A 24,531-nucleotide genomic window follows, 5' to 3' on the forward strand; every position below is an offset into this window, starting at 1 on the left:
CAATGACCGTGACCGCACCGAGCACCCGGGCCATCCGCTGGCCCGCCGTCCGACCCTGGCTCGGCATCGCCGTCCGGCTCGGGCTGGCCGCCGTCTGGTTGTTCGCCGGCGCCACCAAGGTCGGCGACCTGGCCGCCTCCGGCCGCGCCGTCAACGCGTACCAGGTCATGCCGTACGACGTGGCCGCCGTGATCGGCGCCGCGCTGCCCTTCGTGGAGCTGGCGCTGGGCGTACTCCTGCTCGTCGGGCTGGCCACCCGACTGGCCGCCGGCGTCTCCGCGGCCCTGCTGGTGGTCTTCATCACCGGCATCGCCTCGGCCTGGGCGCGCGGCCTGGCCATCGACTGCGGGTGCTTCGGCAGCGGCGGCCAGCTCGCCGCCGGCCAGGCCCCGACCTACCTCCCGGAGATCCTCCGGGACCTGGGATTCCTGGTCATGGCCGGATTCCTGCTGATCTGGCCCCGCACCCCGTTCTCCGTGGACGGCTGGCTGGCGGGCGCGGCACCCGAGGAGGGCGAGGATGAGTAGTCGGAAGGGCCAGAAGAAGGCGGCCCAGGTGGTCCGCGCGCAGATCGCCCGGGAGAAGCGACGCACCCGCACGATCATCACGTCGATCGCCGCGGTGGTGCTGCTGGTGATCGCCGGGCTGATCGGCTGGACCGTCTACTCCAGCCAGAAATCGAAGTCCTTCACCTCCCCGCCGAACGCCAACCACACCGGCACCGGCATCGTCCTCGGCCAGGGCCCGGTCACCATCGACCTGTACGAGGACTACCTCTGCCCGGTCTGCAAGCAGTTCCAGGACACCAGCGGGCCGACCATCACCCAGCTGATCAACGAGAACAAGGTGCGGGTGGTCTACCACCCGGTCGCCTTCCTGAACCGCTTCTCCAGCACCCAGTACTCGACCCGCTCCGCGGCCGCCTCCGGCTGCGCCGCCCAGGGCGCGCGGTTCAAGGAGTTCACCGACGCGCTCTTCGCCAAGCAGCCGCCGGAGAACAGCGCCGGGCTGAGCGACAACGAGCTGATCGACATCGGCGCGAGCGTCGGGGTGAACCGGGACGCGATGAGCTCCTGCGTCCGGGACGGCACGTACAAGACGTGGACCGCACACGTCACGGACGACGCCGCCAAGTCCGGCGTCACCGGCACCCCGACCATCAAGGTCAACGGCAAGGAGCTCACGGACCGCAGCCCCGAGGGGATCAAGGCGGCGGTGGCGGCGGCCGGCAAGTGAGCAGCGTACCGCTGCGCCGGGCGGGGGTGGTGGTCACCGCCGCGCTCGCCGCCCTCCTCGCCCTCGCCGCCCCGGCCGCCGCGCACGGGGCGGACGCCCCCGCCGGCACCGACTACCGGGCCGAGGTGACCTCGCTCAGCCCCGCCCGGCCCGGGCTCACCGCCCGCATGGTCGAGGCGGGGGCCCGGCTGGAGCTGACCAACCGCACCGGGCCGGACGTCGAGGTGCTCGGCTACTCCGGCGAGCCGTACCTGCGCATCGGGCCGGGCGGGGTGTACGAGAACACCCGCTCCCCCGCCACCTACCTGAACCGGACCATCACCGGCGACACCCAGCTCCCCCCGCAGGCCGACCCGGCGGCGGCACCGGCCTGGCGGCGGGTCTCCGACGGGCCGTCGGCCCGCTGGCACGACCAGCGGACGCTCTGGCTGGAGTCGGACCTGCCGCCGCAGGTCACCGCCGACCCCACCCGGGAGCAGCGGGTCCGCGACTGGGTGGTGCCGGTGCGCGCCGGCGGCGAGCCGATCGAGGTACGCGGCACCCTGGACTGGGTGCCGCCGCCCGACCCGTACCCGTGGTGGGCGGCCGCCACGCTCGGCTTCCTGCTGGTCGGCGCGGCCGGGCTGGTCCCGGGCGGCTCGGCGGCCGGTGGGCGCGCGCTGCGCGGGGTGGGCGCGCTGCTCGCCCTGGGCGGGCTGGCCACCGTGGCGCTCAATGTCGGCCGGGCGCTCGACGCCGGGGCCGAGGGCGCCGGCGGGGTGCTGCTCGGGCTGGTCAGCGGACAGACCTGGCCGCTACTCACCGGGCTCGGCGCGCTCGCCGCCGGCGGGTACGCGCTGGCCCGCCGGGAGGCCGCCGACTTCACGCTCGCCCTGGCCGGGGCGTGCCTGGCGCTCTTCGCCGGAGTGGCGAACCTGGCCGTGCTGTCCCGCTCGGTGGTGCCGGTGCTCTGGCCGGCGGGCCTGGCCCGGGTGCTGGTGACGCTGATCCTGGCCACCGGGGCCGGTGCGGTCGCCGCCGGCCTGCTGCGCCTGCACGCCGCCTCCCGCGCCGCGCGGCAGGCACCCCGCCACCCACGCCCCACCGCCGCCGCGCCCGCACGTCACTGACTCACGCCCGCCCGCCCCGGCGTCGGCACTCAGTCACGGAAAGAGTGGCCATCCGCGCCAGCAGGGGCACCTTGCCGTGTTTCTACGGATCTTGGGCGCCCTGGTGGGGGTGGTCAGGACAGGTGGCGGGGAGCGGTGCGGGGGTTGAAGCCGTACGGGAGTTCCAGGCGGTGCTTCGCCAGGAGGGGCTTGTCGGTCAGCAGGTCGACCGTGGGGGCGTCGGCCACGATCCGGCCGGCGTCCAGGATCACCGAACGGTCGCAGAGTTCCGCCGCGTACGGCAGGTCGTGGGTGACCATGAGCAGGGTCACCGGCAGGGCACGCAGGATCTCCGCCAGCTCCCGCCGGGCCGCCGGGTCGAGGTTGGACGACGGCTCGTCGAGGACCAGGATCTCCGGGTGCATGGCGAGCACGGTGGCCACCGCCACCCGGCGGCGCTGCCCGAAGGAGAGGTGGTGCGGGGCGCGGTTTCGGTGCTCGCTCATCCCCACCGCAGCCAGGGCCTCGTCCACCCGGGCGGCCAGTTCCGCCCCGCGCAACCCCAGGTTGGCCGGCCCGAACGCGACATCCTCGGCCACGGTGGGCAGGAAGAGCTGGTCGTCCGGGTCCTGGAAGACGATGCCCACCCGGCGGCGGATCTCGGCGAGGGTGGCCCGGTCCCGGCCGACCGTCAGGCCGCCGACGCTGACCGTCCCGTCCGTCGGAGTGAGGATGCCGTTGAGGTGCAGCACCAGGGTGGTCTTGCCGGCCCCGTTCGGCCCGAGCAGGGCCACCCGGTCCCCGCGCGGCACGGTCAGGTCCACCCCGTGCAGCGCGACGTGACCGTCCGGGTAGGCGTACCGGACGCCGCGTACGTCCAGGGAGGGAGGTGTCTGCACGGACCCGATCATCTCAGGACGACCGCGACGGCGGCGATGGTGGCCGCGGCCAGCGGCACCGTCGCGGCGACCGCCCACTGCCCGGCGGTGGCCGCCCCCGCGCCCTGCCACACCGCCGGCATCCGCCCCGTGTAGCCGCGGGACACCATCGCCAGGTAGACCCGCTCGCCGCGCTCGAAGGCACGCAGGAAGAGCGCACCCACCCCGGCGGCGAAACCCCGGAGCTGCCAGAGGAACCGCGGGTCGTCGCCCCGGGACACCCGGGCCACCCGCATCCGCCGGGCCTCGCCCACCAGCACGTCCAGGTAGCGCAGCATGAACGTGGCGATCTGGGTGAGAATCTGCGGACAGCGCAGCCGGTCCAGGCCGACGATCAGGTCCCGCGTCGTCGTGGTCGCCGCCAGCAGGAGCGACGCGAGCACGCCGAGGGTGCCCTTGGCCAGGATGTTCCACGCGCCGTGCAGCCCGTCCACCGACAGGCTCAGCCCGGCCACCTCGACCCGCTCCCCGGTGCCGAAGAACGGCAGCGCGAACGCGAAGAGCACGAACGGCAGCTCGATCAGCGCCCGGCTGAGCAGCCAGCGCGGGCCCACCCGGGCCAGCGCCGCCACGGCGACAACCAGCAGGGCGTACGCGCCGAAGGCCCAGTACGCCTCGCGGGGCGTGGCGACCACCGCGACGGTGAAGAGCACCATCGCGGCGATCTTCACCTCCGGCGCGAGGCGGTGCACCGGTGAGGCGGACTCGCGGTAGAGCACGTGGACGTGCCCGGCACCCATGACGGCGCGTCCCTCAGCGGGTGCCGGCCGCGCGGGCGTCCCGGTCGCCGGCCGGCTCGGACGAGCCGTCCGCCGGGCCGGTCGCGGTGCCGCCCGCCGGGGCGGCCGGGTTGCCGGCCGTCGCGGTGCCGCGGCGGCGGGCCAGCCAGAACAGGCCGCCGCCCAGGGCGAAGGTGAGCAGCACGCCGATCACGCCGGAGAGCCCGGTCGACAGGAACCCGTTGCCGACCCCGCGGACGCCGTAGTCGGCCAACGGGCTGTCCGCCAACTCGTGGTCCTTGGCCCGCTGGGCCGGGCAGCTCCCGCCGGTGATCTCGTCCTCGGCGTTCACCGTGCAGCCCTTCAGCAGCGACGAGTCGAGCCCGTCCGGGTGCGACGAGGCGTAGTTGCTGACCACGCCGGCGAGCAGCAGGGCGACCAGCAGACCGCCGAGGACGAAAGGCCAGGGACGCTTGCTCATCGGACACCTCCGGTGGCCGGGACGGCGGGAGCCGGCACGGCCGGCTTGCGGGCGCGCAGCGCGTACACCAGGTCGGGACGGACCTTCGCGACGGTGACCACGGTGGTCGCGGTGATCAGGCCCTCGCCGATCCCGATCAGCAGGTGGACGCCGGCCATCGTGCCGGCCAGTCCGGCGAGGTTGCCGCCCAGGTCGGCGGTGCCGCCCAGCCAGTACTGCAGGACGAAGCCCTGGCTGGCGACCACCACGCTGACCAGCGCGGAGACGAAGGCGGTGACGCCGAGACCCGCCGGGGTACGCGGCAGCACCCGCAGCAGCAGCGCGATCAGCAGGTACGCGGCGGCGGTGCCGAGGATCGCCATGTTGGTGATGTTGAGGCCGAGCATGGCCACCCCGCCGTCGCCGAAGACCAGGGCCTGCACGACCAGGACCACGGCCACGCAGAGCGCTCCGACCCACGGGCCGACCAGCAGCGCGGCGAGGGCGCCACCGAGCAGGTGGCCACTGACCCCGGCGGTGAAGATCGGGAAGTTGAGCATCTGCACGGCGAAGATGAACGCGGCCACCAGGCCCGCCATCGGGGCGAGCCGGTCATCGAGGTCACGGCGCCCGCGCAACACGCAAAGGGTGAGCACGGCGAGCGCGACCGCCGCGAAGATCGCGGCAACGGGACCGTCGATGATCCCGTTCGAGATGTGCATCGCCAGTGTGTCCACTCGACCTCCTCCATGCCGACACCGGTGAGCTTATTGGCAGCCGATCGTTGTTGCCAATCCCTTGCAACAAGCCATGGTGATCATCACTCCGCCGCGCGTCGCCACCGCCCCCGTACGGCCGCGCGGCGGTATCGTCTCCGCCATGACCGACCGCCTCAGCCCCGGTGACCCCGCCCCCGAATTCACCCTCCCCACCGACAGCGGCGGGACCCTCTCCCTGGCCGACCTGCGCGGCCGCAAGGTCATCCTGTACGCGTACCCGGCCGCCATGACGCCCGGCTGCACCAAGCAGGCCTGCGACTTCCGCGACTCGCTTGCCTCACTCCAGGCCGCCGGCTACGAGGTGGTGGGCATCTCCCCCGACAAGCCGGAGAAGCTGGCCAAGTTCCGCGACCGGGACGCCATCACCTTCCCGCTGGTCGCCGACACCGACAGGGCCGTGCTCACCGCGTACGGCGCGTACGGCGAGAAGCAGCTCTACGGGAAGACCGTGACCGGGGTGATCCGCTCGACCTTCGTCGTCGACGAGGACGGGAAGATCGAGCGGGCGCTCTACAACGTCAAGGCCACCGGGCACGTCGCCAAGCTCCGCCGGGACCTCGGCCTGGACTGAGGCTTCGGACCCAGCCGCCGGCGGGCGGGACTGCACACCGTCTCAGCGCGACGCTCTAGACTCATCGGGTCGGCGGGAGTGGCGGAACGGCAGACGCGCAGGCCTTAGGAGCCTGTGTCCGAGAGGACGTGGGGGTTCGAAACCCCCCTCCCGCACCAGCAGCGGTGTCGTGAAGGTCACGAAGGTGGGTTCACGCCGCGCCATTCGGCGCAGGATGGCGGGCGTGAACCTGCGCTTCGTCCTCGACCCCGATCTCACCCCCGAGCTGTGCGAGCAGATCGTCGCCCTCTGGGTGGACGTCACCAACGCCGGCGGCGCGGTGGGCTTCGTCGCCCCGGTGGCCACGGCCGAGGTCCGTCCCCTCGCCGAGGAGACCTTCGCGGGTCTGGTCGACGGACCGGACCGGCTGCTGGCGGGCTACGAGGGGGACCGCCTCGTCGGCATCCTGATCATCTCCGACAACCGGTTCCACCTGAAGACGCACTGGCGGGTGCTCAAGCGGGTGATGGTGCACCCCGACACGCAGGGCCGGGGGTACGGTGCCGCGCTGATGCGCGAGGCCGAGCGGATCGGCCGGGAACTGGGCCTGACGGCGCTGCACGTGACGCTCCGGGACGGCCTCGGCCTAGGCGCGTTCTACGGCCGGCTCGGCTACCGGGAGGTGGGGCGGCTGCCCGCCGCGCTGCGCCTTGGCCCCGGCGACGACCGGGACGAGGTCTTCATGTGGCTCGACCTGGACGCCGGCACCGCGGCGGCCTGACGGCGCCGGACCGGCTGCCCGGGCGGGCGGCCGGGTCACCAGGCGACGCCGATCCCGTCGCCCGGGTACCAGTGCCGGGCCGGGGTCTCCCGGTACGCGAGGAAGCGCCGGCCGGTGCGTTCGGCGTGCTGGGCCAGGACGTTGGTGGCCGTGGCGTTGTCGGTGAGCAGCATCGCGCCGGGTGCGAGTTTCGCCTCGATCGTCTCGAACTCGCGCTGCTCGTGCACCCGGCTGTGGTCGCTGTCGTGCAGGAAGAGGTCGACCGGCCGGTCCAGCGCGTTGATGGAGGCGATGGAGTCGCCGATGACGAGGTCGACCACCTCGGCCCAGGGTGTGGCCCGGGCGAGGTAGCCGGCCTCGGGGTTGATGTCGAGCGAGGTGAGCCGGCCGGGGTGTCCTTCGGCGGCGTTGCGGAGCAGGGCGGCGGCCAGGACGCAGCTGCCGAGGCCCTTGTCCACGCCGGTCTCCACGACGTGGGCGGGTTTGCGGGCGCGGACCATGGCGTACCAGCCGATCCGGCGGGCGTAGCGGACGTGCCGGTCGGCCAGGCCACGCCGGGATGCGGTGGCGGTGGCGGTCTCGATGTGCCCGCGCAGCTTGTCGTCGCCTTCCAGCTCGGCGAACCAGGCGCGCACCTGCCCGACGGGGACGTCGCACACCACGCTGACGAACCAGGCGAGGTGGTGCCGGCTGAGCGTGGTCAGGTCGTATGTGTAGTTGTGATGCTCCCGGGAGGTGAGCAGCCAGCGGGCGGAGGTGCGCAGCACCTTGGCGTCGTGCTTGGCGACCTTGGCCAGGCGGGTCGGAAAGGCGGCGACCGGCGCCAGCCGGGTGCGGGCGATGGCCCGACGGAGCTTCGTTGCGTCCACCTGTGCGGTTGTACCAGGTTGGGGGACGACTGGCGAGGAAAGTTTGTCGCCGTCCGGATGGCCGGTGGGTGGCCGGTCGTAGGAGGGGCCCGCGCGCCGGAACGTGACTCAGTAGCATCGCCCACATGTCAGATCAGCAGCAGCTTGCCGTCGCCGCGCCGGACGAGCCCGCCCAGTCGTCCGAAGTGGAACACGAGGGCTCGGAGAGGGATCCGGTGCCGCCGCGGCGCCGGCGACGGGGCCGACGGATCGCGCTGATCACGCTGCTGGTGGTGGCGTTGCTGGGCCTGGGCGGCGTCGGGGCGGGCGCCTTCTACCTGCGTTCCGTGGATTCGCAGGTCGAGCGGGTCGACGCCTTCGAGGGGGTGCCGCAGGAGGCCCGGCCGCCGGTCGCCGCCAAGGGCGCGATGAACATCCTGGTCCTGGGCAGCGACTCGCGGGACCCGGACAGCACCCAGGGCTCCCGGTCGGACACGATCATCATCGCCCACCTGCCGAAGGACCGGAAGAGCGCGGAGCTGATCGCTATTCCGCGGGACACCTGGGTGCACGTGCCGCGGTCGAAGGACGGCAAGCACGGCGACCGCGACGCGAAGATCAACGCCGCGTACGCCTGGGGCGGGGTGCCGCTGATGGTGCAGACCGTCGAGCAGTTCACCCGCGTACGGATCGACCACGTGGCGATCATCGACTTCGCCGGGTTCAGGGACATCATCGACGCCATCGGGGGCGTCGAGATCGACTCCGAACGGACGTTCACCTCGATCCACCCGCCGTTCCGGAAGTTCGCCAAGGGCCCGCAGCACATGGACGGGGAGACCGCCCTCGACTACTCGCGGCAGCGCAAGCAGTTCCCGGACGGCGACTTCGCCCGGATCCGGCACCAGCAGCAGGTGATCCGGGCGATCCTCGACAAGGCCGCCTCCGGAGGCATCCTCACCAACCCGGGCAAGCTCAACGACTTCGTCCGGGCGTCGTCGTCGGCGGTGTCGGTGGACAAGGGGATGTCGCTGCTGGACATGGCCACCGACCTGCGCAACCTGCGCGGCGGCAACCTGTTCTTCTTCACCAGCCCGACGAAGGGCACCGGCCGGGTCGGCAGCGAGAGCGTCGTGTTCCCGGACACCGCGAAGGCGCAGTCGTTCTACGACGCGGTGCGGCGCGACGCCGTCAAGGAGATCGTGGGCAGCGCGCGGCAGTGACCGTAACGGCCGGCTGGTGTCCCCCGGCGGTCAGCCGCCAGGGGATGCCGGGAGGCCGCGGGGCCGACGCGTGCCGAGCAGCTCGATCATGGCCTGGTGCGCAGGCTTCGGCCGGAACTGGGCGTCCAACAGGCACGCCGCGCCATAGCCGCGGTGGTAGCCAGGTATCCAACTGCGAGCGTCGGTGAAGCCCCAGACGGTGAGCGACACACAGGTGGATACGGACAGGCAGGCCGCCAGCACGTCACGGTAGACGGTGGCCTGCTGGCGCAGCTTCTCCGGGCTGGCCGGCAGCTTGATCCGGACGTCGAGTTCGGTGACGGCGACGGAGACGCCCAGCGCGGCGAAGCGCTGCAGGTTGCCGGCGAAGTCCTTGGGCGGCCGGTTCCACTCCAGGTGGCTCTGGAAGCCCACCCCGTCGACCGGCACCCCTTGGGCGCGTAGGTCCCGGACCAGCTTCAGCAGGGCGTCGGCCTTGCGGGTCCGGCCCTCAACGCCGTAGTCGTTGATGAACAGGCGCGCGCCGGGGTCGGCACCGTGCGCCCACCGGAAGGCGTCCGCGATGTAGCCGGGGCCGAGCTTGCGTAACCACAGGGTGTCCCGCAGGGTGCCGTCCTCCGCCAGCACCTCGTTGACCACGTCCCAGGCCCACACCCGGTCCCGATATCGGGAGACCACGGCGGTGATGTGCGCCCGCAGCACCGCGCGGAGCCGTTCCGGCGACCAGTCCGGCGAGACCCACTGCGGCACGTCGGTGTGCCAGACCAGGGTGTGGCCGTACACGGACTGCCGGTTGCGCTGGGCGAGGTCGACGAGTTGGTCGGCGCCGACCCAGGTGTACACGCCCTCCGACGGCTCCAGGTTGCGCCACTTCATCGCGTTCTCGGCCGTCACCGTGTCGAACTCGGACGCCAGCACGTCCCGATACGCGGGGTCGAGGTTCAGGGCCCGGCCGTCGATGGCCGTGCCGATCCGGACCCCGGGCGGCATGAGGTCGCGCAACTTGTCGCGTTCTGGGGTTGGCGCGGCCGACGGCGTCGGGGAGCTGGCGGCGGACGGGCCGGCGGAGCGCTCGTGCCCGCTGGCGGTGACGACCACCAGGGCCGCCAGCAGGACGGCGCTGACCACCAGGGTCGCCGCGAGGATCAGGATCGGCCGGCCGGGGCGGCGAGGAGCCTCCGTCACCGCGTCGACGGGTCCGCGGCGGCGTCGAGCGCCCACGGCGCCCGGGTGAAGTTCAGCCGGGCCCGGTCGGCGAAGTCCGCCCGGGCCAGGCCTGGCACCGCGTCGTCGGTGAGCATGGCGGCCAGTATCCGGGACACCTCCGCCGGGTCCCGGGGCACCCGCGCGAGTCGCCGCGCCGCCGGCTGGGCGATCTCGTCCAGGAAGTCGTCGCACTTCTTCTGGTACGGCACCAGGGTGAACGGCACGCCGGCCAGGTAGGCGAAGACGGCGCCGTGCAGCCGCATGTGCAGGCCCAGGTCGCACCGCTTCATCTCGTCCCAGCACGCCCGTACGCCGTCCCGGGCGGTCACCGTCCGCACGTCGCAGAGCCCGTCCACGGCGGCCCGCAGCCGCTGGCTGACCCGTTCGTCGCCGTGCACCGGATGGGTGTTGAACACGAACACCGTCAGGTCGACCGGCTCCTTGAGCACCAGGGCCCGTACGCCCTCGACCAGGGCGTCCTCCCGCAGTCGCGACTCCTCGTCGGCGGCCTCGTAGTCCACCCCGAGCAGGGTCACCCCGAGCCGGGCCCGGCCGCGCGGGGCGGCGCGGGGGGCGCCGGTCGGGACCGGCTCGCCGAGCGCCTCGGGCAGCAGGCCGGCGAGGTCCCCAGCGGGCACGAGCCGGCCCGGGTAGTCGGCGCCGCGCAGCAGTTCCGCGGAGGCGAGGTCGCGGACGCCGATGAAGTCGATCCGGCGCAGCACCTCGAGCAGCCGCCGCTCGGCGGCCGACGAGAGGAACGGCCCGACGGAGACGCCGACGGCCGCCATCGGGTGGCCGGACACCCGGGAGAAGAGCGAGAAGAGCTTCTTCTCGCTGAGCGGGCCCATCTCTCGGAACACCGAACCGCCGCCGAAGACCACCATCGAGGAGTGCCGGAGCAGGGCGGCCTTGTTGAGCAGGGTGCCGGCCCGGCCGGTCACGCCGGACCGGGCGTACCAGCGGGGGTCCATCCCGGTGCGGTCCTCGGGCAGATCCACCAGCGGCGGCGCGGCGAAGATGGGCTCTCGGGCTCCCCAGTAGACCCGCATCGCCCAGTCCAGGACCACGCAGAAGGCGTTGTCGCCGACGTTGTCCATGCCGTAGTAGCCGACGACCAGGGGACGCCGGGCGGCGGGCGCCGGTTCAGGACGCACGGGAACCCTCCCTTGTCAGGCGCCGCCGGACGTCCCGCCAGGACGGTAGAGCCGCGTCTCGGACCACCCGCCGGCGCACCGCGACCCAGAACAGGCAGCAGAGCGCGACCTCGGCGACGACGGTGGCGGTCGCCGCACCCATGATGCCCCACAGCGGCGTGGCGACCGCCAGGGCGGCCAGGTAGACCGCCGCACCGGCGCCCTGGTATGCGACCTTGCGGCGGAGCAGGCCGCCGCTGGTGAGCAGGGACGCCACGGCCGCGCCACCGAACCGGAACGGGATGGCCAGCGCCAGTACGGCGAGGACGTCCGCCGAGTCGGCGTACTCCGGGCCGAGCAGGAGGGGCAGCACCGGGCCGGCGGCGACCGCCACCACCGCCGCGACGGCCGCCCCGAGCACGACCATGCCGGCCCCACCGTAGCGGTAGGCCAGCAGGATGGCGTCTCGGTCGGAGCCGGCCCAGCGGTGCAGCTTGGCGAGGAAGTACTGCTGGTAGACGACCCGGGGCACCAGGTAGACGGCGGCCAGGACGGACATCGGCACGGACAGCAGGGCGGCCGCCTCGGGGCTGAGGAACTCGCCGGCCACCACCGTGCCGAGGTACATGCCGAGCAGGTAGAAGACGTTGCCCAGGACGAAGGGCAGGGCGGCGCCGAGCACGCCGCGTACCGCGACCGGCTGGGCCGCCGGGGCCGGGCCGGCGGGCCGGGGATGGCCGTCCAGCGGCATCGTGCCGCGGACGAACGGGCGCATCACCAGCAGGCTGGCCAGCACGGTCAGCAGGGCGACGGCGGCGTAGCCGGCCGCCGCGGCGACCACGCCGAGGCCGAACGCCCACACCCCGAGCACCACCGCCACGCGGCCCAGGTGCGGCGCGAGTTGCAGCGCGGAGAGCCCCCGATAGTCGCCCCGCAACTGCTGCACCGAGGCGACCAGCCCCAGCGCGGCCTGGGCGAGCACGACGGCGGCCAGCAGGACGCGGACGGTCGCCGTCCGCGAGTCGGGCAGCGCGACGACACCCCACAGCAGCACCGCCGCGACGATCAGGGCGCAGCAGCCGGCGACCGCGCGCAGGGCGGGGCGCACCCAGCGGTACGCCCCGGTGCCCTGCTGCCCGAACTGCTGCAACCAGAGTTCGGAGACGCCGAACACGGCCAGCGGGGCGGTCAGCGAGATCAGCGCCAGCGCGGTTGTGAACGTGCCGAAGGCGGCCTGGGAGAGGCTGCGAGCCAGCAGGATCTGCGTGCCGAACGCGGCGATCGTCACCCCGACCTGGCTGAGCCCCAGCATGCCGAGGTGCACGAGCATGGTGACCAGCCGGTTGCGGGCCCGTCGGGGCCGGGCCGGGTCGCCGGTACGCAGCTCAACGGCCGAGGGTGACAAGCCACTTCCCCGCTTCGCTCAGCGTACGCAGGGCCTTGATGCCCAGGCCGCTCCCGGGCACCCGCGACGGCCGGTACATGTCGACGAGGCGGAACCAGAACCCCAGCCCGCCCAGCCGGCCCCGGGTGACGTTGCCGTCGTGGCGGCGGAACTGCACGACCGGGTGCGCCAACCGGCGCGGGTGAACCCCGGCCCGCAGCGCGCGCAGCACCAGCTCGATGTCCTCGAAGAGCCGGAAGCTCTCGTCGTATCCGCCGATGTGGTCCAGCACCCGCCGATCGATGGTGGTGCCCGAGTGCTTGAACGGAAGCCGGGGCCGGGTCAGCACGCCCAGCAGCATGCGGCCCGGTGTGGCGTACTCGGGCAGTCGGATGACCTGGGCCCGCCCCCCGCTGACCTCGCGATAGTCGGTGTAGACCCAGCTCGCCCCGGTGGTGGTGATCAGGTGGTGCAGCCGGGCGAGCGCGTCCACGGACAGCTCGTCGTCGGAGTCGAGCACGGTGACGTACCGGCCGGTCGAGGTGCGCAGGGCGAGGTTGCGGGCCTGGGCGATGCCGGTGGGTGGCTGGGCGACCACTCTGACCCGGGCGTCGGAGGAGAGCATCGCCTCGTCCATCACCTGCGTGACCGGCACCTGGGAGCCGTCGTCGACGACGACGACCTCGAAGTCGGGGAAGTTGTTCGCGAGCACGGACCGCACCGCGTTGACCAGCAGGACGGCGCGGTCCCGGACGACGATGCAGACCGAGAAGGTGGGCACCACCCGCGGTGTGTAGACCGGCTCGGCCAGCTGCCGACCGAGCGGGCGGGTAAGGCTGCGGCCGGGGAGCTCCTCACCGTGGTCCCGCAGCGACGTCGAGGACCAGGAGCTCATCGGCCTGCCTCCTCCGTCACCGGGCCGACGTCGGCGCCGTGCTGCGCGGTGGGGCGGTGCTCCGCCGCCGTCTCGCCGGTCTCCTGGTCGACGCTGAGGATCAGCAGCAGGCCGAAGACGAAGAGCCAGAGGAAGTACGGGTAGGCCAGCGGCTTCTGGGTCAGCCCGAACAGGACCAGGGTGGCGAACAGCACGACCAGGGGCAGCCGGCCGGCCCGGCTGATCCGGGCCCCGACCAGCCGGTAGAGGCCCACCAGGACGGCGAGGGTCAGGCCCACCCCGACCACGCCCCAGACGACGAGGACCCGCAGCCAGTCGTTGTGCATGTCCCACGGCTCGTAGCCGAAGCCGAACAGCCACACGTCGAACGGGGAGCGGTGGAGGATCTCGGCCACGTCGTTCCAGATGGCGCCCCGGCCGTGCATGAAGGTGTCGGAGCGGACGTCCAGCGACCCCACCTCGGTGAGGGTCACCCGGGCCTTGTTCCAGATGGTGGCGCTGCTCAACGCCCCGGCCAGCCCGACGACGACGGCCGCTCCCCCGACGACCGCCAGGGGCAGTCGCCGGCGTGCCGCGCCGGCCCGCCACCCGCGGAGCCGCCTCGCCTCGAACGCCGCCACGATGACGGCCAGGCACACGATGGTGAAGCGGTGCAGCGACACGATCCCGGTGGCGACGAAGAGTGCGATCAGGGCGTACCGCAACGCGGTACGCAGTCGCGGGCCCAGGACGTAGATCATGAACACCGCGAACATGAGCAGCCGCCCGAGCGACATCGGGTGGTAGTAGCCGCCGGACGCCCGGCCGATCTTCTGCCCCGGCAGCTCGAAGTAGAAGGAGTACGGGATCACCCCGGCCACCTGCAGCCAGGCCAGTACGCAGTGCACGACCGCCCCGGCCACCACCACCCCGGCGACCAGGGTCAGCCAGCGCTGCGGGAGCCAGTCCCGCCGCAGCAGCATCAGGCCGAGCAGGGCCAGCGGGGCGAACCCGACGATCAGCCGCAGCGCTTCGGCCGGGATGGCCGAGGTGGGCTCCAGGTGGGGCCCGTAGATCGAGTAGCGGCGGACGTCGAAGAGGGCGAGCAGGTCCGCGCGGGCCGGGGCAGCCAGGTAGGCGATGCCGGACATGACGAGCATGGCGACGAGCGCCACCAGCATGAACAGCAGGGCACGGGCGGGCAGCCGGCGACCCGCGAGCACTGCCGCGGCGAGCGCGGCCAGCATCAGCAGGGCACCCACGACCGTGGTGACGACGCCGAGGTCGACGCTGTCGCCCGCCTTCGACTCACCGAGGTCGAACAGGGGTTTGACCGCGATCAGCGCCAGGGCCCCGATGACGGCGAGGCGGGCGAGGCGCTCGATCCGGGACGCCAAAGTGCCCGGCGGCAGGGTGGCCGGTGCCGGATCCCGGGCCGGGTGGGTCAGCGTCTCCATCGGGCGTGTGTCTCCCATGGTCTGTCGCCACGACCCGACCGCCGGTGCGGTCGATCCGTCGTCGGCCCGGTCGGTGTCGGGCCCACGACCACGCCGTGGCGGCGGCGGTAGGCACCTGACCACCGTCCATGGTGTCTGGTTGGTGTTCGGGCCCGGAAAACAGAAGGACGATATCAGCGGGGTACGGCACCGCGATGCCCCGCACAGTGTGGCCCAGACCGCATCTCCGGCCGCCGAGCTGGGCTTTCAGCAGGCACTTCCGACCGATCCGGCTGATCCGACTTTCCCGCTTGGCGCGCTCTCTGCCCGATACGTCACACGCCTTGCGGCCAGCGCGACCGGTCCGGCAAGCTGGCAGCCGTTCACGGCCCGGGTCCGCCGCGACCGACGGATCGGATCCCACCCGGGCCGCCCCTCGCGAAAGTGTGGACGCGTGCCGGAACCGAGTGAGCCGAGACCGATCAGCGTGGTGATCGCCGCGCACAACGAGGCGACCGTGATCGGTGGTTGCCTCGACGCGCTGCTCGCCGACGCCGAGCCCGGTGAGCTGGACATCGTCGTCGTCGCCAACGGCTGCACCGATGCCACCGCCGAGGTCGCCGCCGCCCGCCCCGGGGTGCGGGTGGTGGAGCTGGCGGAGGCCGGCAAGGCCCGGGCGCTGAACGCCGGCGACGCGGTCGCGCGGGGATTCCCGCGGTTCTATCTGGACGCGGACGTGGTGCTGAGCCCGGGCGCGTTGCGCCGGATGGCCGAGGCGCTCAGCGTCGACGGGCCGGCGCCGCTCGCCGTGACGCCGCGCCGGGAGATGGTCACCGGTGGGCGATCCCTGCCGGTGCGGGCCTACTACGCGGTGAACACCCGGCTGCCCATCTTCGGCGACGCGTTGTTCGGTCGCGGCACGGTGGGGGTGTCCGCGGCGGGACGGGCCCGCTTCGACGCCTTTCCCGGGGAGATCGCCGACGACCTGTTCCTCGACTCGCTCTTCTCCTCGACGGAGAAGTGTGAGGTGACGGCCGCGACGTCGTACGTGCAGGCGCCCCGTCGCACCCCGCACCTGGTCCGCACCCTGGCCCGGGTCCGGGCCGGCAACACGATGCTGCGCGCCACCCACACCGGGGTCCGCTCGTCCGCCCGCTCGTCGTGGTTGCGAGACGTGGTGCTGCCTCGGCCGTGGTTGGCCCCGGCGGCGGCGATCTACGTCACGCTGACCCTGGTTGCGGCGCTGCGGGCCCGCCGCCATCCACGCGACGGCTGGGGCCGGGACAACTCCACCCGGTGACGGTCCCGCAGCCCGCCGCCGGGGGCGGTCAGCGCTGCCGACGCCGCAGGAGCAGGGCGAGCAGCCCGACCACCAGCGCCCCGCCCAGCGCGGCGAAGATGACGGCCGGCAGCGCGGAGGGGCTCGGCTCGTCGGCCTCGAGCCGGTCCCGGTCGGCGGCGCTCTGCCGGTACGCCTGCGCGAGCAGGTTCGTCGGCTGGGCGTCGGCGACCGCGTCCAGGTGGGAGACCGCGGTGGCGGTCCGCCCGCTGAACCAGGCGTCGAGGCCGCTGCGGTAGAGCTTGTCGGTGGCCGAGAGGGTGTTGTCGACCCCCGCCTCGGTGAGCAGCCCGGTGACGGTGGAGACCGGCACCAGGGCCCGGTTCGCCCCGCCGTCGGCGGCACGGTCGCTGTCGAGCACGCCGACGACCCGGCCGGCGGTGTCCACGGCGATGCCGCCGTGTGAGTAGATCCCGAGGTCGTCGTTGACCCGCTGGACGGCGACGCTGCCCTGGTTGCCGGTGCCGGTCACCTGGACCACCTTGGAGTCAAGGGTGAACCGGGCGCCACGGAAGGCGGTGTCGGTGGTCTGGTAGCCCAGCACCAGCAGCACGGTGCCCGGACCGGGCGGGGCCGCGGTGGCCAGTTCGACAGCGGGCAGCTTCGCCTGGGGCAGCTTGACGACGGCGAGGTTGCCGGCGTCGGGTTCCAGCACCCGCACCACCTCGCCGGGAATCGCCGGGCTGGTGGCCAGGTCGCCCCGGGCAACGTTGAACTGCGCCGACACCTGGCTGGTGAAGGGTGCGGCGGGGTCGGTGCCGGTGAACCGGGTGACGGCCAGCTTGGACCGGACGTAACCGTCGAGACCGGTGGGGGCGAGTCGCTTCTGGTCGACGAGGATCCGGCCCAGCGTGTAGAGGGCCCGCTCGCGGGCCGAGTCGTCGGTCGGCCGTACGCACTGGCCGTTGGTGAGCACCGTGCCGTCGGCGTTCACCACGAAGCCGGAGCAGCGCCGCTTGAAGGTGACGGGGGTCGGGCTGATCGGAGCGCCGGTCTTGGCGTTGCGGAGGAAGCCGGTGAAGCTCGCCTCGACGAACACCAGGGACGGCGCGGCGATCGCCAGCGCCCGCTCCTCCGGGCTGTACGGCGCCGCCTGGGCCCAGGGCTTGAGTCCGGGCGCGCTGGCCGACGCCGTCGCGGGCGTCGTGGCGAACCCGGTGCCCGGGTCCGACCGGTTCGGGGACGACTCCTCGCCCGAGTTCGCCCACAGCAGGGCGCCGGTGCCGGCGGCGGCCACCAGGACGACGAGCCCGGCGACGAGCGCCGCCCGCAGTCCCCGTGACCGCGTCGGCGCGGGCGAGGGCTGGATGCGGCGGGCCGGGTCGGCGAACGGGTCGGCCGGCGGCGCCTCGGTCGGCAGCACGGGCCGGGCCGGCGAGATCGGCGCGGCCTCGACCGGCTGCTGCGGCACCGCGGTGGCGTGCATCGCCCACGGCAGCGGAGCGCCGGACGTCGGGGTGGGCGTGCCGGAGACCGGGGCCCCGGAGACGGGCTGCGGCGGTTGGGTGACGGTGCCGGTGGCCGGGATCAGCACCTCCGCCTCCGACTCGGCCGGCTGCAACTCCATGCCGAGGGTCTGGAACAGGCGTTGCGCGCCCATCCCTTCCTCCGACGCGTACGCCGCCCAGGGCCGCGCGGCGGCGAAGTCGGCGTTGACGTAGCGCTGCCCGCCCGGGGCCTGGGCCATCGCGTTGGCCGCGTTGACGAACGCCTGCCGCCAGGGCTGGTCGGCGGCCGCGGCACCCTCGAGCACGGCCACCGTCACCAGCCGGTCCTGTCCGTCGACGGCCCACCACGCCGTACCCACCTGGCAGACGCCGAGCGCCTCGGTGAACCTGTACGGACCAACCGGCTGCATGCCCAACTCCTCTGTTCACTCGCCGTGCGGATAGTACAGAGAGCCCGCCCGCGCTCTCGTCCTCCGGTCGAGGGGCACCGGCTGGCCCGGTCGGGTCCCGTCGGCGGGCCGGAGGTTGCGTTCTGAAAGTTTTCATGCATAGAGTCACGGCATGAATGAAGGGGCGGCGTCCGGCGAGCCGCTGCTCGACTTGTTCCACGGCGTGCGGCTCACCCCGACCCAGCGCCGGATCGCGCACTGCCTGGTGCAGCACGCGGCCGCGGCGGCGTACCTGTCCGCGGCCGAGGTCGCCGAGCTGGCCGGGGTGAGCCAGCCGTCGGTGACCCGGTTCGCGATGGCGCTCGGCCACGACGGCTACCCCGCGCTGCGCCGCCGACTGCGGGAGCTGACCGCCACCGGCGCGGCCGACCCGGCCGACGCCGGCAACGCCCTGCAGCGGGCGGTCCGTGCCGAGATGGGCAACCTCGACCGGCTCGCCACCCAACTCGCTGACGCCGACCGGATCGCGGAGGTGGGCAAGCTGCTCGCGGCCAGCCGCCCGCTGCCGGTGCTCGGGCTGCGCGCCGCCGCGCCGCTGGCCGCGTACTTCGCGTACTTCGCCGCGAAGGTGCACCCGGACGTGCGGGTGCTCGACGACGGTGGCAGCCTCCTCGCCGACCGGCTCGAACAGGCCGCCGCCGCGGGGGCAAGCGCGCTGCTCGCGTTCGTGCTGCCCCGCTATCCCCGGGAGACCCTGGACGCGCTACGCGAGGCCCGGGACGCCGGGCTGACCGTCGTGGCGATCACCGACTCCCCGGTGAGCCCGGCCACCGACCACGCCGAGGTGGTGCTCCCCGCCGCCGTCGGCACCGACCTGGTCTTCGACCTGCACACCGCACCGATGACCCTGGCCATGGTGGTGCTCCAGGCGATCTGCGACGCCACCCCGGCCGAGACCCAGGCCCGACTCGAGGCTTTCGAGTCGTCCGCCGCCCGCCGTCAGTTGTTCCTCGGCTGAGAGGAGTACGCAATGCACCAGCCCGTCCGCGCCGCCCGCGGCACCACACGCACCGCCAAGGGGTGGCCGCAGGAGGCCGCCCTGCGGATGCTGATGAACAACCTCGACCCGGAGGTGGCCGAGCGCCCCGAGGACCTGGTGGTCTACGGCGGCACCGGCAAGGCCGCGCGGGACTGGCCGTCGTACCACGCGCTGGTCCGGACGCTGACCGACCTGCGCGAGGACGAGACGATGCTGGTGCAGTCCGGCCGTCCGGTGGGCGTCATGCGTACCCACGAGTGGGCGCCCCGGGTGCTGCTGGCCAACTCCAACCTGGTCGGCGACTGGGCCACCTGGCCGGAGTTCCGCCGGCTGGAGCAGCTCGGCCTGACCATGTACGGGCAGATGACCGCCGGCTCCTGGATCTACATCGGCACCCAGGGCATCCTGCAGGGCACGTACGAGACGTTCGCCGCGGTGGCGGCGAAGCGCTTCGGGGGAAGCCTCGCCGGCACCCTCACGCTGACCGCCGGCTGCGGCGGGATGGGTGGGGCGCAGCCCCTCGCGGTCACCATGAACGGCGGCGCCTGCCTGATCGTGGACGTGGACCGCAGCCGGCTGGAGCGCCGGGCGCACGACCGCTACCTGGACGAGATCGCCGAGTCGCTGGACGACGCGGTCGAGCGGGCGCTTGCCGCGAAGCGGGACCGCCGCGCGCTCAGCGTCGGGGTGGTGGGCAACGCGGCCACCGTCTTCCCGGAGCTGCTGCGCCGGGGCGTCGCCATCGACATCGTCACCGACCAGACCAGCGCGCACGACCCGCTGTCGTACCTGCCGGAGGGGGTGGAGCTGGCCGACGCCCGCGACTACGCGGCGGCCAAGCCGGCCGAGTTCACCGACCGGGCGCGGACGTCGATGGCGAAGCACGTCGAGGCGATGGTCGGCTTCCTCGACGCGGGCGCGGAGGTCTTCGACTACGGCAACTCGATCCGCGGCGAGGCGAAGCTCGGCGGCTACGAGCGCGCCTTCGACTTCCCCGGCTTCGTGCCGGCGTACATCCGGCCGCTGTTCTGCGAGGGCAAGGGCCCGTTCCGCTGGGCGGCGCTCTCCGGTGACCCGAAGGACATCGCGGCCACCGACCGGGCCATCCTCGACCTGTTCCCCGAGAACGAGTCCCTGGCGCGGTGGATCCGGATGGCCGGCGAGCGGGTGGCCTTCCAGGGCCTGCCGGCCCGGATCTGCTGGCTCGGCTACGGCGAGCGGGACAAGGCCGGGGTGCGGTTCAACGAGATGGTCGCCGCAGGTGAGCTGAGCGCGCCGGTGGTGATCGGCCGGGACCACCTGGACTGCGGCAGCGTGGCGAGCCCCTACCGGGAGACCGAGGCGATGGCCGACGGCTCCGACGCGATCGCCGACTGGCCGCTGCTCAACGCGCTGGTCAACACGGCTAGCGGGGCGTCGTGGGTGTCCATCCACCACGGCGGCGGGGTGGGCATCGGCCGGTCCATCCACGCCGGGCAGGTCTGCGTCGCCGACGGCAGCGCCCTGGCGGGGCAGAAGATCGAGCGGGTGCTCACCAACGACCCGGCCATGGGCGTCATCCGGCACGTCGACGCCGGCTACGACGACGCCCGCGAGGTCGCCACCCGCACCGGCGTCCGGGTGCCCATGGCGGAGGGCGCGGAGGGTACGGCGTGAGCGATCTCGCCGTGCGGTTCCGCAAGCTGTGGGACGAGCTGGCCCCCGTCGGGCGGGACGCGGGCAGCGGCGGCTACCTGCGGTACTCCCTGACCGAGCCGGAGCTCACGCTGCGCGCGTGGTTCCGGGAGCAGGCCGGGCAGCGCGGCATGCCGGTCACCGAGGACGGCAACGGCAACCTGTTCGCCTGGTGGGGCGACCCGGCGGCCGCGGACGCAGTGCTCACCGGCAGCCACTTCGACTCGGTGCCGCACGGCGGCGCGTACGACGGGCCGCTCGGGATCGTCAGCGCGTTCCTCGCCGTGGACGAGCTGCGGGCGGCCGGCGTCGCCCCGGTCCGGCCGGTGGCGGTGGCCGCGTTCGTGGAGGAGGAGGGGGGCCGCTTCGGCGTACCCTGCCTGGGGTCGCGGCTGCTCACCGGGGAGATCGCGGTGGAGCGCGCGGCCGGGCTGCGCGACGCGGCCGGGGTGAGCTTCGCCGAGGCGCTGGGCGACCGGCCGGCGGGTGCCGACCCGGGCCTGCTCGGCCGCTTCGCGGCCTTCGTGGAGCTGCACGTGGAGCAGGGCCGCGCGCTGGTCGACCAGGGCGCGCCGGTCGCGGTGGCCAGCGCGATCTGGCCGCACGGCCGCTGGCGCCTCGACTTCCACGGCGAGGGCAACCACGCGGGTACGACCCGGATGGCCGACCGCCGCGACCCGATGCTCACCTACGCGTTCACCGTGCTGGCGGCGAACAAGGAGGCCCGGCTGCGCGACGCGCACGCCACGATCGGCCGGGTGGCCGTCGAGCCGAACGCCACCAACGCGATCCCGTCGCGGGTGACCGGCTGGCTGGACGCCCGGGCGGCCGAGCCGGAGACGCTGCACGGCCTGGTCGAGGCGGTGCGGGTCAAGGCCGCCGAGCGGGCGCGTCGGGACGGCACCGAGCTGACCTGCACCGAGGAGTCGGCCACCCCGCTGGTGGCGTTCGACGGCGGGCTGGCCGACCGGCTGGCCCGGCTGCTCGACGCGCCGGTGCTGCCCACCGGGGCGGGGCACGACGCGGGGGTGCTGGCCGCGCACCTGCCCACCGCGATGCTCTTCGTCCGCAACCCGACCGGGGTGTCGCACTCCCCCGCCGAATCCGCCACCGACGCCGACTGCGCCGCCGGGGTGACCGCCCTGGCCCGGGTGCTGGAGGAGCTGGCATGCCGCTGACCCGCTGGCTGGCCGAGTACGCCTGGCTGCCCGACCAGGCCGAACCCACGCCCGACGTGCTGATCGAGGCCGAGGGCGGCCGGATCACCGCGGTCACCCCGCTGGTCGGCGGGGGCACGCCGGCCGCCGGGGTCGAGGTGCTGCGCGACGCGGTACGGCTGCCCGGGCTCACCCTGCCGGGCCTGGCCAACGCCCACTCGCACGCCTTCCACCGGGCGCTGCGCGGGCGTACCCACTATGGCCGGGGCGACTTCTGGAGCTGGCGGGACGTCATGTACGCCGTGGCCGCCCGGCTCGACCCGGAGTCGTACCTGGCCCTGGCCCGGGCCGCGTACGCGGAGATGGCGCTCGCCGGGATCACCTGCGTCGGGGAGTTCCACTACCTGCACCACGGCCCGGACGGCACCCCGTACGCCGACCCGAACGCGATGTCGGCGGCGCTGGTCGAGGCGGCCGCGCACGCGGGCATCCGGATCACCCTGCTGGACACCGCGTACCTGACCGCCGGGGTGGACGGCGCGCCGCTGACCGGGCCGCAGCGGCGGTTCGGCGACGGGGACGCGCTGCGCTGGGCGGAGCGGGTGAGCGCGTTCCGCCCGGAGAACGACCACGCCCGGGTGGGCGCGGCCATCCACTCGGTGCGCGCGGTGCCGGCGGAGCAGCTCGCCACCGTGGCCGGCTGGGCCGACCGCAACGGCGTGCCGCTGCACGTGCACCTCTCCGAGCAGCCGGCCGAGAACGACGCCTGCCGGGCCGTGCACGGCTGCACCCCGACCCGGCTGCTGGCCGACCACGGGGTGCTCGGCCGGCACACCACCGCGGTGCACGCCACCCACCCGACCAGCGCCGACATCGCCCTGCTCGGGGAGAGCCGGACCGGGATCTGCCTGTGCCCCACCACCGAGCGGGACCTGGCCGACGGGATCGGGCCGGCCCGCCGGATGGCCGAGGCGGGCAGCCCGCTCAGCCTCGGCAGCGACAGCCACGCCGTCGTTGACCTCTTCGAGGAGGCCCGTGCGGTGGAGCTGGACGAGCGGCTGCGTACCCGCCGGCGGGGGCATTTCACCGCCGCCGAGCTGGTCACCGCCGCCACCGTCGCCGGGCACGCCGCGCTGGGCTGGGGCGACGCCGGCCGGCTGTCCGTCGGGGGCCGGGCCGACCTGGTCACCGTACGGCTGGACAGCGCCCGGACCGCCGCCGTGCCGCCGGTCGGGGTGTTCTTCGCGGCCGGCGCGGCCGACGTCACGCACGTGGTGGTCGACGGGCGGACCGTGGTCGCCGACGGCCGGCACCTGACCGTGGACGTTCCCGCCGAGCTGCAGGCCGCCATCGCGGAGGTGACCACGTGACCGGCTTCCCGCAGCGGCCGGTGCGGCCGGGCGACCCGGCCCGGCCCACGGTGCGCCACACCGGCAGCCTGCTGGTGGACAACATCGGCGAGCTGGTCACCAACAGCTTCGGCGAGGGCGAGGGCGGGCCGCTCGGCATCCGGCGGAACGCCGCGCTGCTGGTCGAGGACGGGGTGGTGGCCTGGATCGGGCCGGCCCGGGGCGCCCCGGCCGCCGACCGGCGGATCGACGCCGCCGGCGCCGCCGTGCTGCCCGGGTTCGTGGACAGCCACGCCCACCTGGTCTTCGCCGGGGACCGGGCCGCCGAGTTCGCCGCCCGGGTGGCCGGCGAGCCGTACACCGGAGGCGGCATCCGCACCACCGTCGGCGCCACCCGCGCCGCCTCCGACGACGAGCTGCGGGCCACCGTGCACCGGCTGCGCGGCGAGGCGATGCGGCAGGGCACCACCACCATCGAGATCAAGAGCGGGTACGGGCTCACCGTCGCCGACGAGGCCCGTTCGCTGCGGATCGCCGCCGAGTTCACCGAGGACACCACGTTCCTCGGCGCGCACGTCGTCCCCGCCGAATACGCCGACCGCCCCGACGACTACGTCGGCATGGTGTGCGGGCCGATGCTGGCCGCCGCCGCCCCGTACGCCCGCTGGATCGACGTGTTCTGCGAGCGGGGCGCCTTCGACGTGGACCACGCCCGGGCGATCCTCGCCTGCGGGCAGGCGGTCGGGCTGGGCGTACGGGTGCACGCCAACCAGCTCGGCCCCGGCCCGGGCGTGCAGCTCGGAGTGGAGCTGGGCGCGGCCAGCGTCGACCACTGCACCCACCTGTCCGACGCCGACGTCGACGCCCTCGCCTCGCACCGCATCGACTGCATGTGCGCCGAGGGTCAGCACACCACCACGGTCGCCACCCTGCTGCCCGGGGCGGAGTTCTCCACCCGGTCGCCGTACCCGGACGCCCGGCGGCTACTCGACGCGGGGGTGACCGTGGCGCTGGCCACCGACTGCAACCCCGGGTCGTCGTACACGTCGTCGATGCCGTTCTGCATCGCGCTGGCTGTACGCGAGATGCGGATGACCCCGGCGGAGGCGGTCTGGGCCGCGACCGCCGGCGGGGCGGCGGCGCTGCGCCGCCGCGACGTCGGCCGGTTGGCGCCCGGCGCCCGGGCCGACCTGATGATCCTCGACGCCCCGTCCCACCTGCACCTGGCCTACCGGCCGGGAGTTCCCTTGATCCGCCAGGTTCTGCACACCGGAGTGCCGCAGTCAACTTCTCGGCCCTGAGGGACCGTACTTGTTCGGTCCTACAGGGTGGTTGACCAGCCCCAGAAACCTCTGAAGGGAGGGATCTACGTTGTACACAGGTCAGAAGACCCACTCCGGGGTGCTTCCTCAGCCCCGGACCCTGGAATCCGCGTCAGCAGACACGGCCCCGAGAAGCCACGAAACGGGACGCGGACGCCA

The 24,531-nt window shown here is 73.8% G+C and carries 23 protein-coding genes and 1 tRNA gene; 13 read left to right on the plus strand and 11 right to left on the minus strand.

Annotated elements, in window-relative coordinates; translation table 11 throughout:
* Positions 1–2: 2 nt before the first annotated feature.
* Genes ACY34I_RS19355 through ACY34I_RS19365 form a run of 3 tightly spaced genes read left to right on the plus strand, consistent with a single transcriptional unit; the run spans position 3 to position 2,345 of the window.
* Positions 3–527, plus strand: coding sequence for a MauE/DoxX family redox-associated membrane protein (locus ACY34I_RS19355; protein ID WP_462756379.1), 525 nt, complete (start codon positions 3–5; stop codon positions 525–527).
* Positions 520–1,236: a DsbA family protein gene (locus tag ACY34I_RS19360; RefSeq protein ID WP_462756380.1), complete on the plus strand. Its 717-nt coding sequence runs from the start codon at positions 520–522 to the stop codon at positions 1,234–1,236. The genes ACY34I_RS19355 and ACY34I_RS19360 overlap by 8 nt, the downstream gene beginning before the upstream one ends.
* Positions 1,233–2,345 carry a hypothetical protein gene (locus tag ACY34I_RS19365; RefSeq protein WP_462756381.1) on the plus strand — a complete coding sequence of 371 codons (1,113 nt, stop codon included), beginning with the start codon at positions 1,233–1,235 and terminating at the stop codon, positions 2,343–2,345. The genes ACY34I_RS19360 and ACY34I_RS19365 overlap by 4 nt, the downstream gene beginning before the upstream one ends.
* Positions 2,346–2,458: 113 nt before the next feature.
* Here the strand turns inward: ACY34I_RS19365 and ACY34I_RS19370 are convergent, their stop codons facing one another.
* From ACY34I_RS19370 to ACY34I_RS19385, 4 genes are read right to left on the minus strand one after another with little or no spacing between them, the layout of a single operon-like run.
* Entirely contained in the window at positions 2,459–3,235 is a 777-nt protein-coding gene (locus tag ACY34I_RS19370) for an energy-coupling factor ABC transporter ATP-binding protein (RefSeq protein WP_462756382.1), read from the minus strand.
* A complete protein-coding gene (gene cbiQ, locus ACY34I_RS19375; protein WP_462756383.1) occupies positions 3,232–4,002 on the minus strand; it encodes a cobalt ECF transporter T component CbiQ in 771 nt (256 codons plus the stop codon). Before cbiQ ends, ACY34I_RS19370 begins: the two co-directional genes overlap by 4 nt.
* Before the next feature lie 13 nt (positions 4,003–4,015).
* Positions 4,016–4,462, minus strand: a complete 447-nt coding sequence (locus ACY34I_RS19380; protein ID WP_462756384.1) for a PDGLE domain-containing protein — start codon at positions 4,460–4,462, stop codon at positions 4,016–4,018.
* Positions 4,459–5,178: an energy-coupling factor ABC transporter permease gene (locus ACY34I_RS19385; protein ID WP_462756385.1), complete on the minus strand. Its 720-nt coding sequence runs from the start codon at positions 5,176–5,178 to the stop codon at positions 4,459–4,461. The genes ACY34I_RS19380 and ACY34I_RS19385 overlap by 4 nt, the downstream gene beginning before the upstream one ends.
* Before the next feature lie 142 nt (positions 5,179–5,320).
* On the opposite strand from ACY34I_RS19385, the gene bcp reads away from it, so the two are divergent.
* From bcp to ACY34I_RS19400, 3 genes are all read left to right on the plus strand, one after another.
* Complete coding sequence (bcp, locus tag ACY34I_RS19390; protein WP_462756386.1) at positions 5,321–5,791, plus strand: thioredoxin-dependent thiol peroxidase; 471 nt, start codon at positions 5,321–5,323, stop codon at positions 5,789–5,791.
* A gap of 72 nt (positions 5,792–5,863) precedes the next feature.
* A tRNA-Leu gene (locus ACY34I_RS19395) sits at positions 5,864–5,949 on the plus strand.
* A gap of 65 nt (positions 5,950–6,014) precedes the next feature.
* The gene (locus tag ACY34I_RS19400; RefSeq protein ID WP_462756387.1) at positions 6,015–6,551 is read left to right on the plus strand and encodes an N-acetyltransferase family protein; all 537 of its coding nucleotides are present in this window, start codon (positions 6,015–6,017) and stop codon (positions 6,549–6,551) included.
* A 35-nt stretch (positions 6,552–6,586) separates the two neighbouring features.
* On the opposite strand, the gene ACY34I_RS19405 is transcribed toward ACY34I_RS19400, so the two are convergent.
* Positions 6,587–7,420, minus strand: a complete 834-nt coding sequence (locus tag ACY34I_RS19405) for a class I SAM-dependent methyltransferase (protein WP_462756388.1) — start codon at positions 7,418–7,420, stop codon at positions 6,587–6,589.
* A 125-nt stretch (positions 7,421–7,545) separates the two neighbouring features.
* Here ACY34I_RS19405 and ACY34I_RS19410 point away from each other — a divergent pair, with 125 nt between their 5' ends.
* A complete protein-coding gene (locus tag ACY34I_RS19410; protein ID WP_462756389.1) occupies positions 7,546–8,622 on the plus strand; it encodes an LCP family protein in 1,077 nt (358 codons plus the stop codon).
* 30 nt (positions 8,623–8,652) lie between these two features.
* On the opposite strand, the gene ACY34I_RS19415 is transcribed toward ACY34I_RS19410, so the two are convergent.
* The 5 genes from ACY34I_RS19415 to ACY34I_RS19435 are packed head-to-tail and all read right to left on the minus strand — an operon-like array spanning position 8,653 to position 14,694.
* Positions 8,653–9,807: an endo-1,4-beta-xylanase gene (locus ACY34I_RS19415; RefSeq protein ID WP_462756390.1), complete on the minus strand. Its 1,155-nt coding sequence runs from the start codon at positions 9,805–9,807 to the stop codon at positions 8,653–8,655.
* Positions 9,804–10,982, minus strand: coding sequence for a polysaccharide pyruvyl transferase family protein (locus ACY34I_RS19420; protein ID WP_462756391.1), 1,179 nt, complete (start codon positions 10,980–10,982; stop codon positions 9,804–9,806). Before ACY34I_RS19420 ends, ACY34I_RS19415 begins: the two co-directional genes overlap by 4 nt.
* Positions 10,972–12,366 carry a lipopolysaccharide biosynthesis protein gene (locus ACY34I_RS19425; RefSeq protein WP_462756392.1) on the minus strand — a complete coding sequence of 465 codons (1,395 nt, stop codon included), beginning with the start codon at positions 12,364–12,366 and terminating at the stop codon, positions 10,972–10,974. Before ACY34I_RS19425 ends, ACY34I_RS19420 begins: the two co-directional genes overlap by 11 nt.
* Positions 12,347–13,240 carry a glycosyltransferase family 2 protein gene (locus tag ACY34I_RS19430; protein ID WP_462756393.1) on the minus strand — a complete coding sequence of 298 codons (894 nt, stop codon included), beginning with the start codon at positions 13,238–13,240 and terminating at the stop codon, positions 12,347–12,349. The genes ACY34I_RS19425 and ACY34I_RS19430 overlap by 20 nt, the downstream gene beginning before the upstream one ends.
* Positions 13,237–14,694, minus strand: a complete 1,458-nt coding sequence (locus ACY34I_RS19435) for a hypothetical protein (protein WP_462756394.1) — start codon at positions 14,692–14,694, stop codon at positions 13,237–13,239. The genes ACY34I_RS19430 and ACY34I_RS19435 overlap by 4 nt, the downstream gene beginning before the upstream one ends.
* 415 nt (positions 14,695–15,109) lie before the next feature.
* Here ACY34I_RS19435 and ACY34I_RS19440 point away from each other — a divergent pair, with 415 nt between their 5' ends.
* Positions 15,110–15,955 carry a glycosyltransferase family 2 protein gene (locus ACY34I_RS19440; protein ID WP_462756395.1) on the plus strand — a complete coding sequence of 282 codons (846 nt, stop codon included), beginning with the start codon at positions 15,110–15,112 and terminating at the stop codon, positions 15,953–15,955.
* Positions 15,956–15,983: 28 nt separating this feature from the next.
* Here ACY34I_RS19440 and ACY34I_RS19445 read toward each other — a convergent pair whose 3' ends face one another.
* Positions 15,984–17,852: a trypsin-like peptidase domain-containing protein gene (locus ACY34I_RS19445; protein ID WP_462756396.1), complete on the minus strand. Its 1,869-nt coding sequence runs from the start codon at positions 17,850–17,852 to the stop codon at positions 15,984–15,986.
* A gap of 151 nt (positions 17,853–18,003) precedes the next feature.
* Here ACY34I_RS19445 and ACY34I_RS19450 point away from each other — a divergent pair, with 151 nt between their 5' ends.
* The 5 genes from ACY34I_RS19450 to hutI are packed head-to-tail and all read left to right on the plus strand — an operon-like array spanning position 18,004 to position 24,351.
* Entirely contained in the window at positions 18,004–18,849 is an 846-nt protein-coding gene (locus ACY34I_RS19450; RefSeq protein ID WP_148796126.1) for a MurR/RpiR family transcriptional regulator, read from the plus strand.
* A 12-nt stretch (positions 18,850–18,861) separates the two neighbouring features.
* Positions 18,862–20,526, plus strand: coding sequence for a urocanate hydratase (hutU, locus tag ACY34I_RS19455; protein ID WP_462756397.1), 1,665 nt, complete (start codon positions 18,862–18,864; stop codon positions 20,524–20,526).
* Positions 20,523–21,722, plus strand: a complete 1,200-nt coding sequence (locus tag ACY34I_RS19460; protein ID WP_462756398.1) for an allantoate amidohydrolase — start codon at positions 20,523–20,525, stop codon at positions 21,720–21,722. The genes hutU and ACY34I_RS19460 overlap by 4 nt, the downstream gene beginning before the upstream one ends.
* Positions 21,719–23,071 carry a formimidoylglutamate deiminase gene (locus ACY34I_RS19465; RefSeq protein WP_462756472.1) on the plus strand — a complete coding sequence of 451 codons (1,353 nt, stop codon included), beginning with the start codon at positions 21,719–21,721 and terminating at the stop codon, positions 23,069–23,071. The genes ACY34I_RS19460 and ACY34I_RS19465 overlap by 4 nt, the downstream gene beginning before the upstream one ends.
* A 50-nt stretch (positions 23,072–23,121) precedes the next feature.
* Positions 23,122–24,351: an imidazolonepropionase gene (gene hutI / locus ACY34I_RS19470; protein ID WP_462756473.1), complete on the plus strand. Its 1,230-nt coding sequence runs from the start codon at positions 23,122–23,124 to the stop codon at positions 24,349–24,351.
* Positions 24,352–24,531 lie beyond the last annotated feature (180 nt).

The sequence above is a fragment of the Micromonospora sp. RTBAU3-60 genome, from assembly GCF_054963695.1.

Excerpts from the sequence above, each read along its gene's own strand:
- ACY34I_RS19410 (WP_462756389.1), top strand. The coding sequence starts at position 7,546 with ATGTCAGATCAGCAGCAGCTTGCCGTCGCCGCGCCGGACGAGCCCGCC.
- ACY34I_RS19380 (WP_462756384.1), bottom strand. The coding sequence starts at position 4,462 with ATGAGCAAGCGTCCCTGGCCTTTCGTCCTCGGCGGTCTGCTGGTCGCC.
- ACY34I_RS19435 (WP_462756394.1), bottom strand. The coding sequence starts at position 14,694 with ATGGGAGACACACGCCCGATGGAGACGCTGACCCACCCGGCCCGGGAT.
- ACY34I_RS19430 (WP_462756393.1), bottom strand. The coding sequence starts at position 13,240 with ATGAGCTCCTGGTCCTCGACGTCGCTGCGGGACCACGGTGAGGAGCTC.
- ACY34I_RS19355 (WP_462756379.1), top strand. The coding sequence starts at position 3 with ATGACCGTGACCGCACCGAGCACCCGGGCCATCCGCTGGCCCGCCGTC.
- ACY34I_RS19450 (WP_148796126.1), top strand. The coding sequence starts at position 18,004 with ATGAATGAAGGGGCGGCGTCCGGCGAGCCGCTGCTCGACTTGTTCCAC.
- bcp (WP_462756386.1), top strand. The coding sequence starts at position 5,321 with ATGACCGACCGCCTCAGCCCCGGTGACCCCGCCCCCGAATTCACCCTC.
- ACY34I_RS19360 (WP_462756380.1), top strand. The coding sequence starts at position 520 with ATGAGTAGTCGGAAGGGCCAGAAGAAGGCGGCCCAGGTGGTCCGCGCG.
- ACY34I_RS19445 (WP_462756396.1), bottom strand. The coding sequence starts at position 17,852 with ATGCAGCCGGTTGGTCCGTACAGGTTCACCGAGGCGCTCGGCGTCTGC.
- ACY34I_RS19370 (WP_462756382.1), bottom strand. The coding sequence starts at position 3,235 with ATGATCGGGTCCGTGCAGACACCTCCCTCCCTGGACGTACGCGGCGTC.
- hutU (WP_462756397.1), top strand. The coding sequence starts at position 18,862 with ATGCACCAGCCCGTCCGCGCCGCCCGCGGCACCACACGCACCGCCAAG.
- cbiQ (WP_462756383.1), bottom strand. The coding sequence starts at position 4,002 with ATGGGTGCCGGGCACGTCCACGTGCTCTACCGCGAGTCCGCCTCACCG.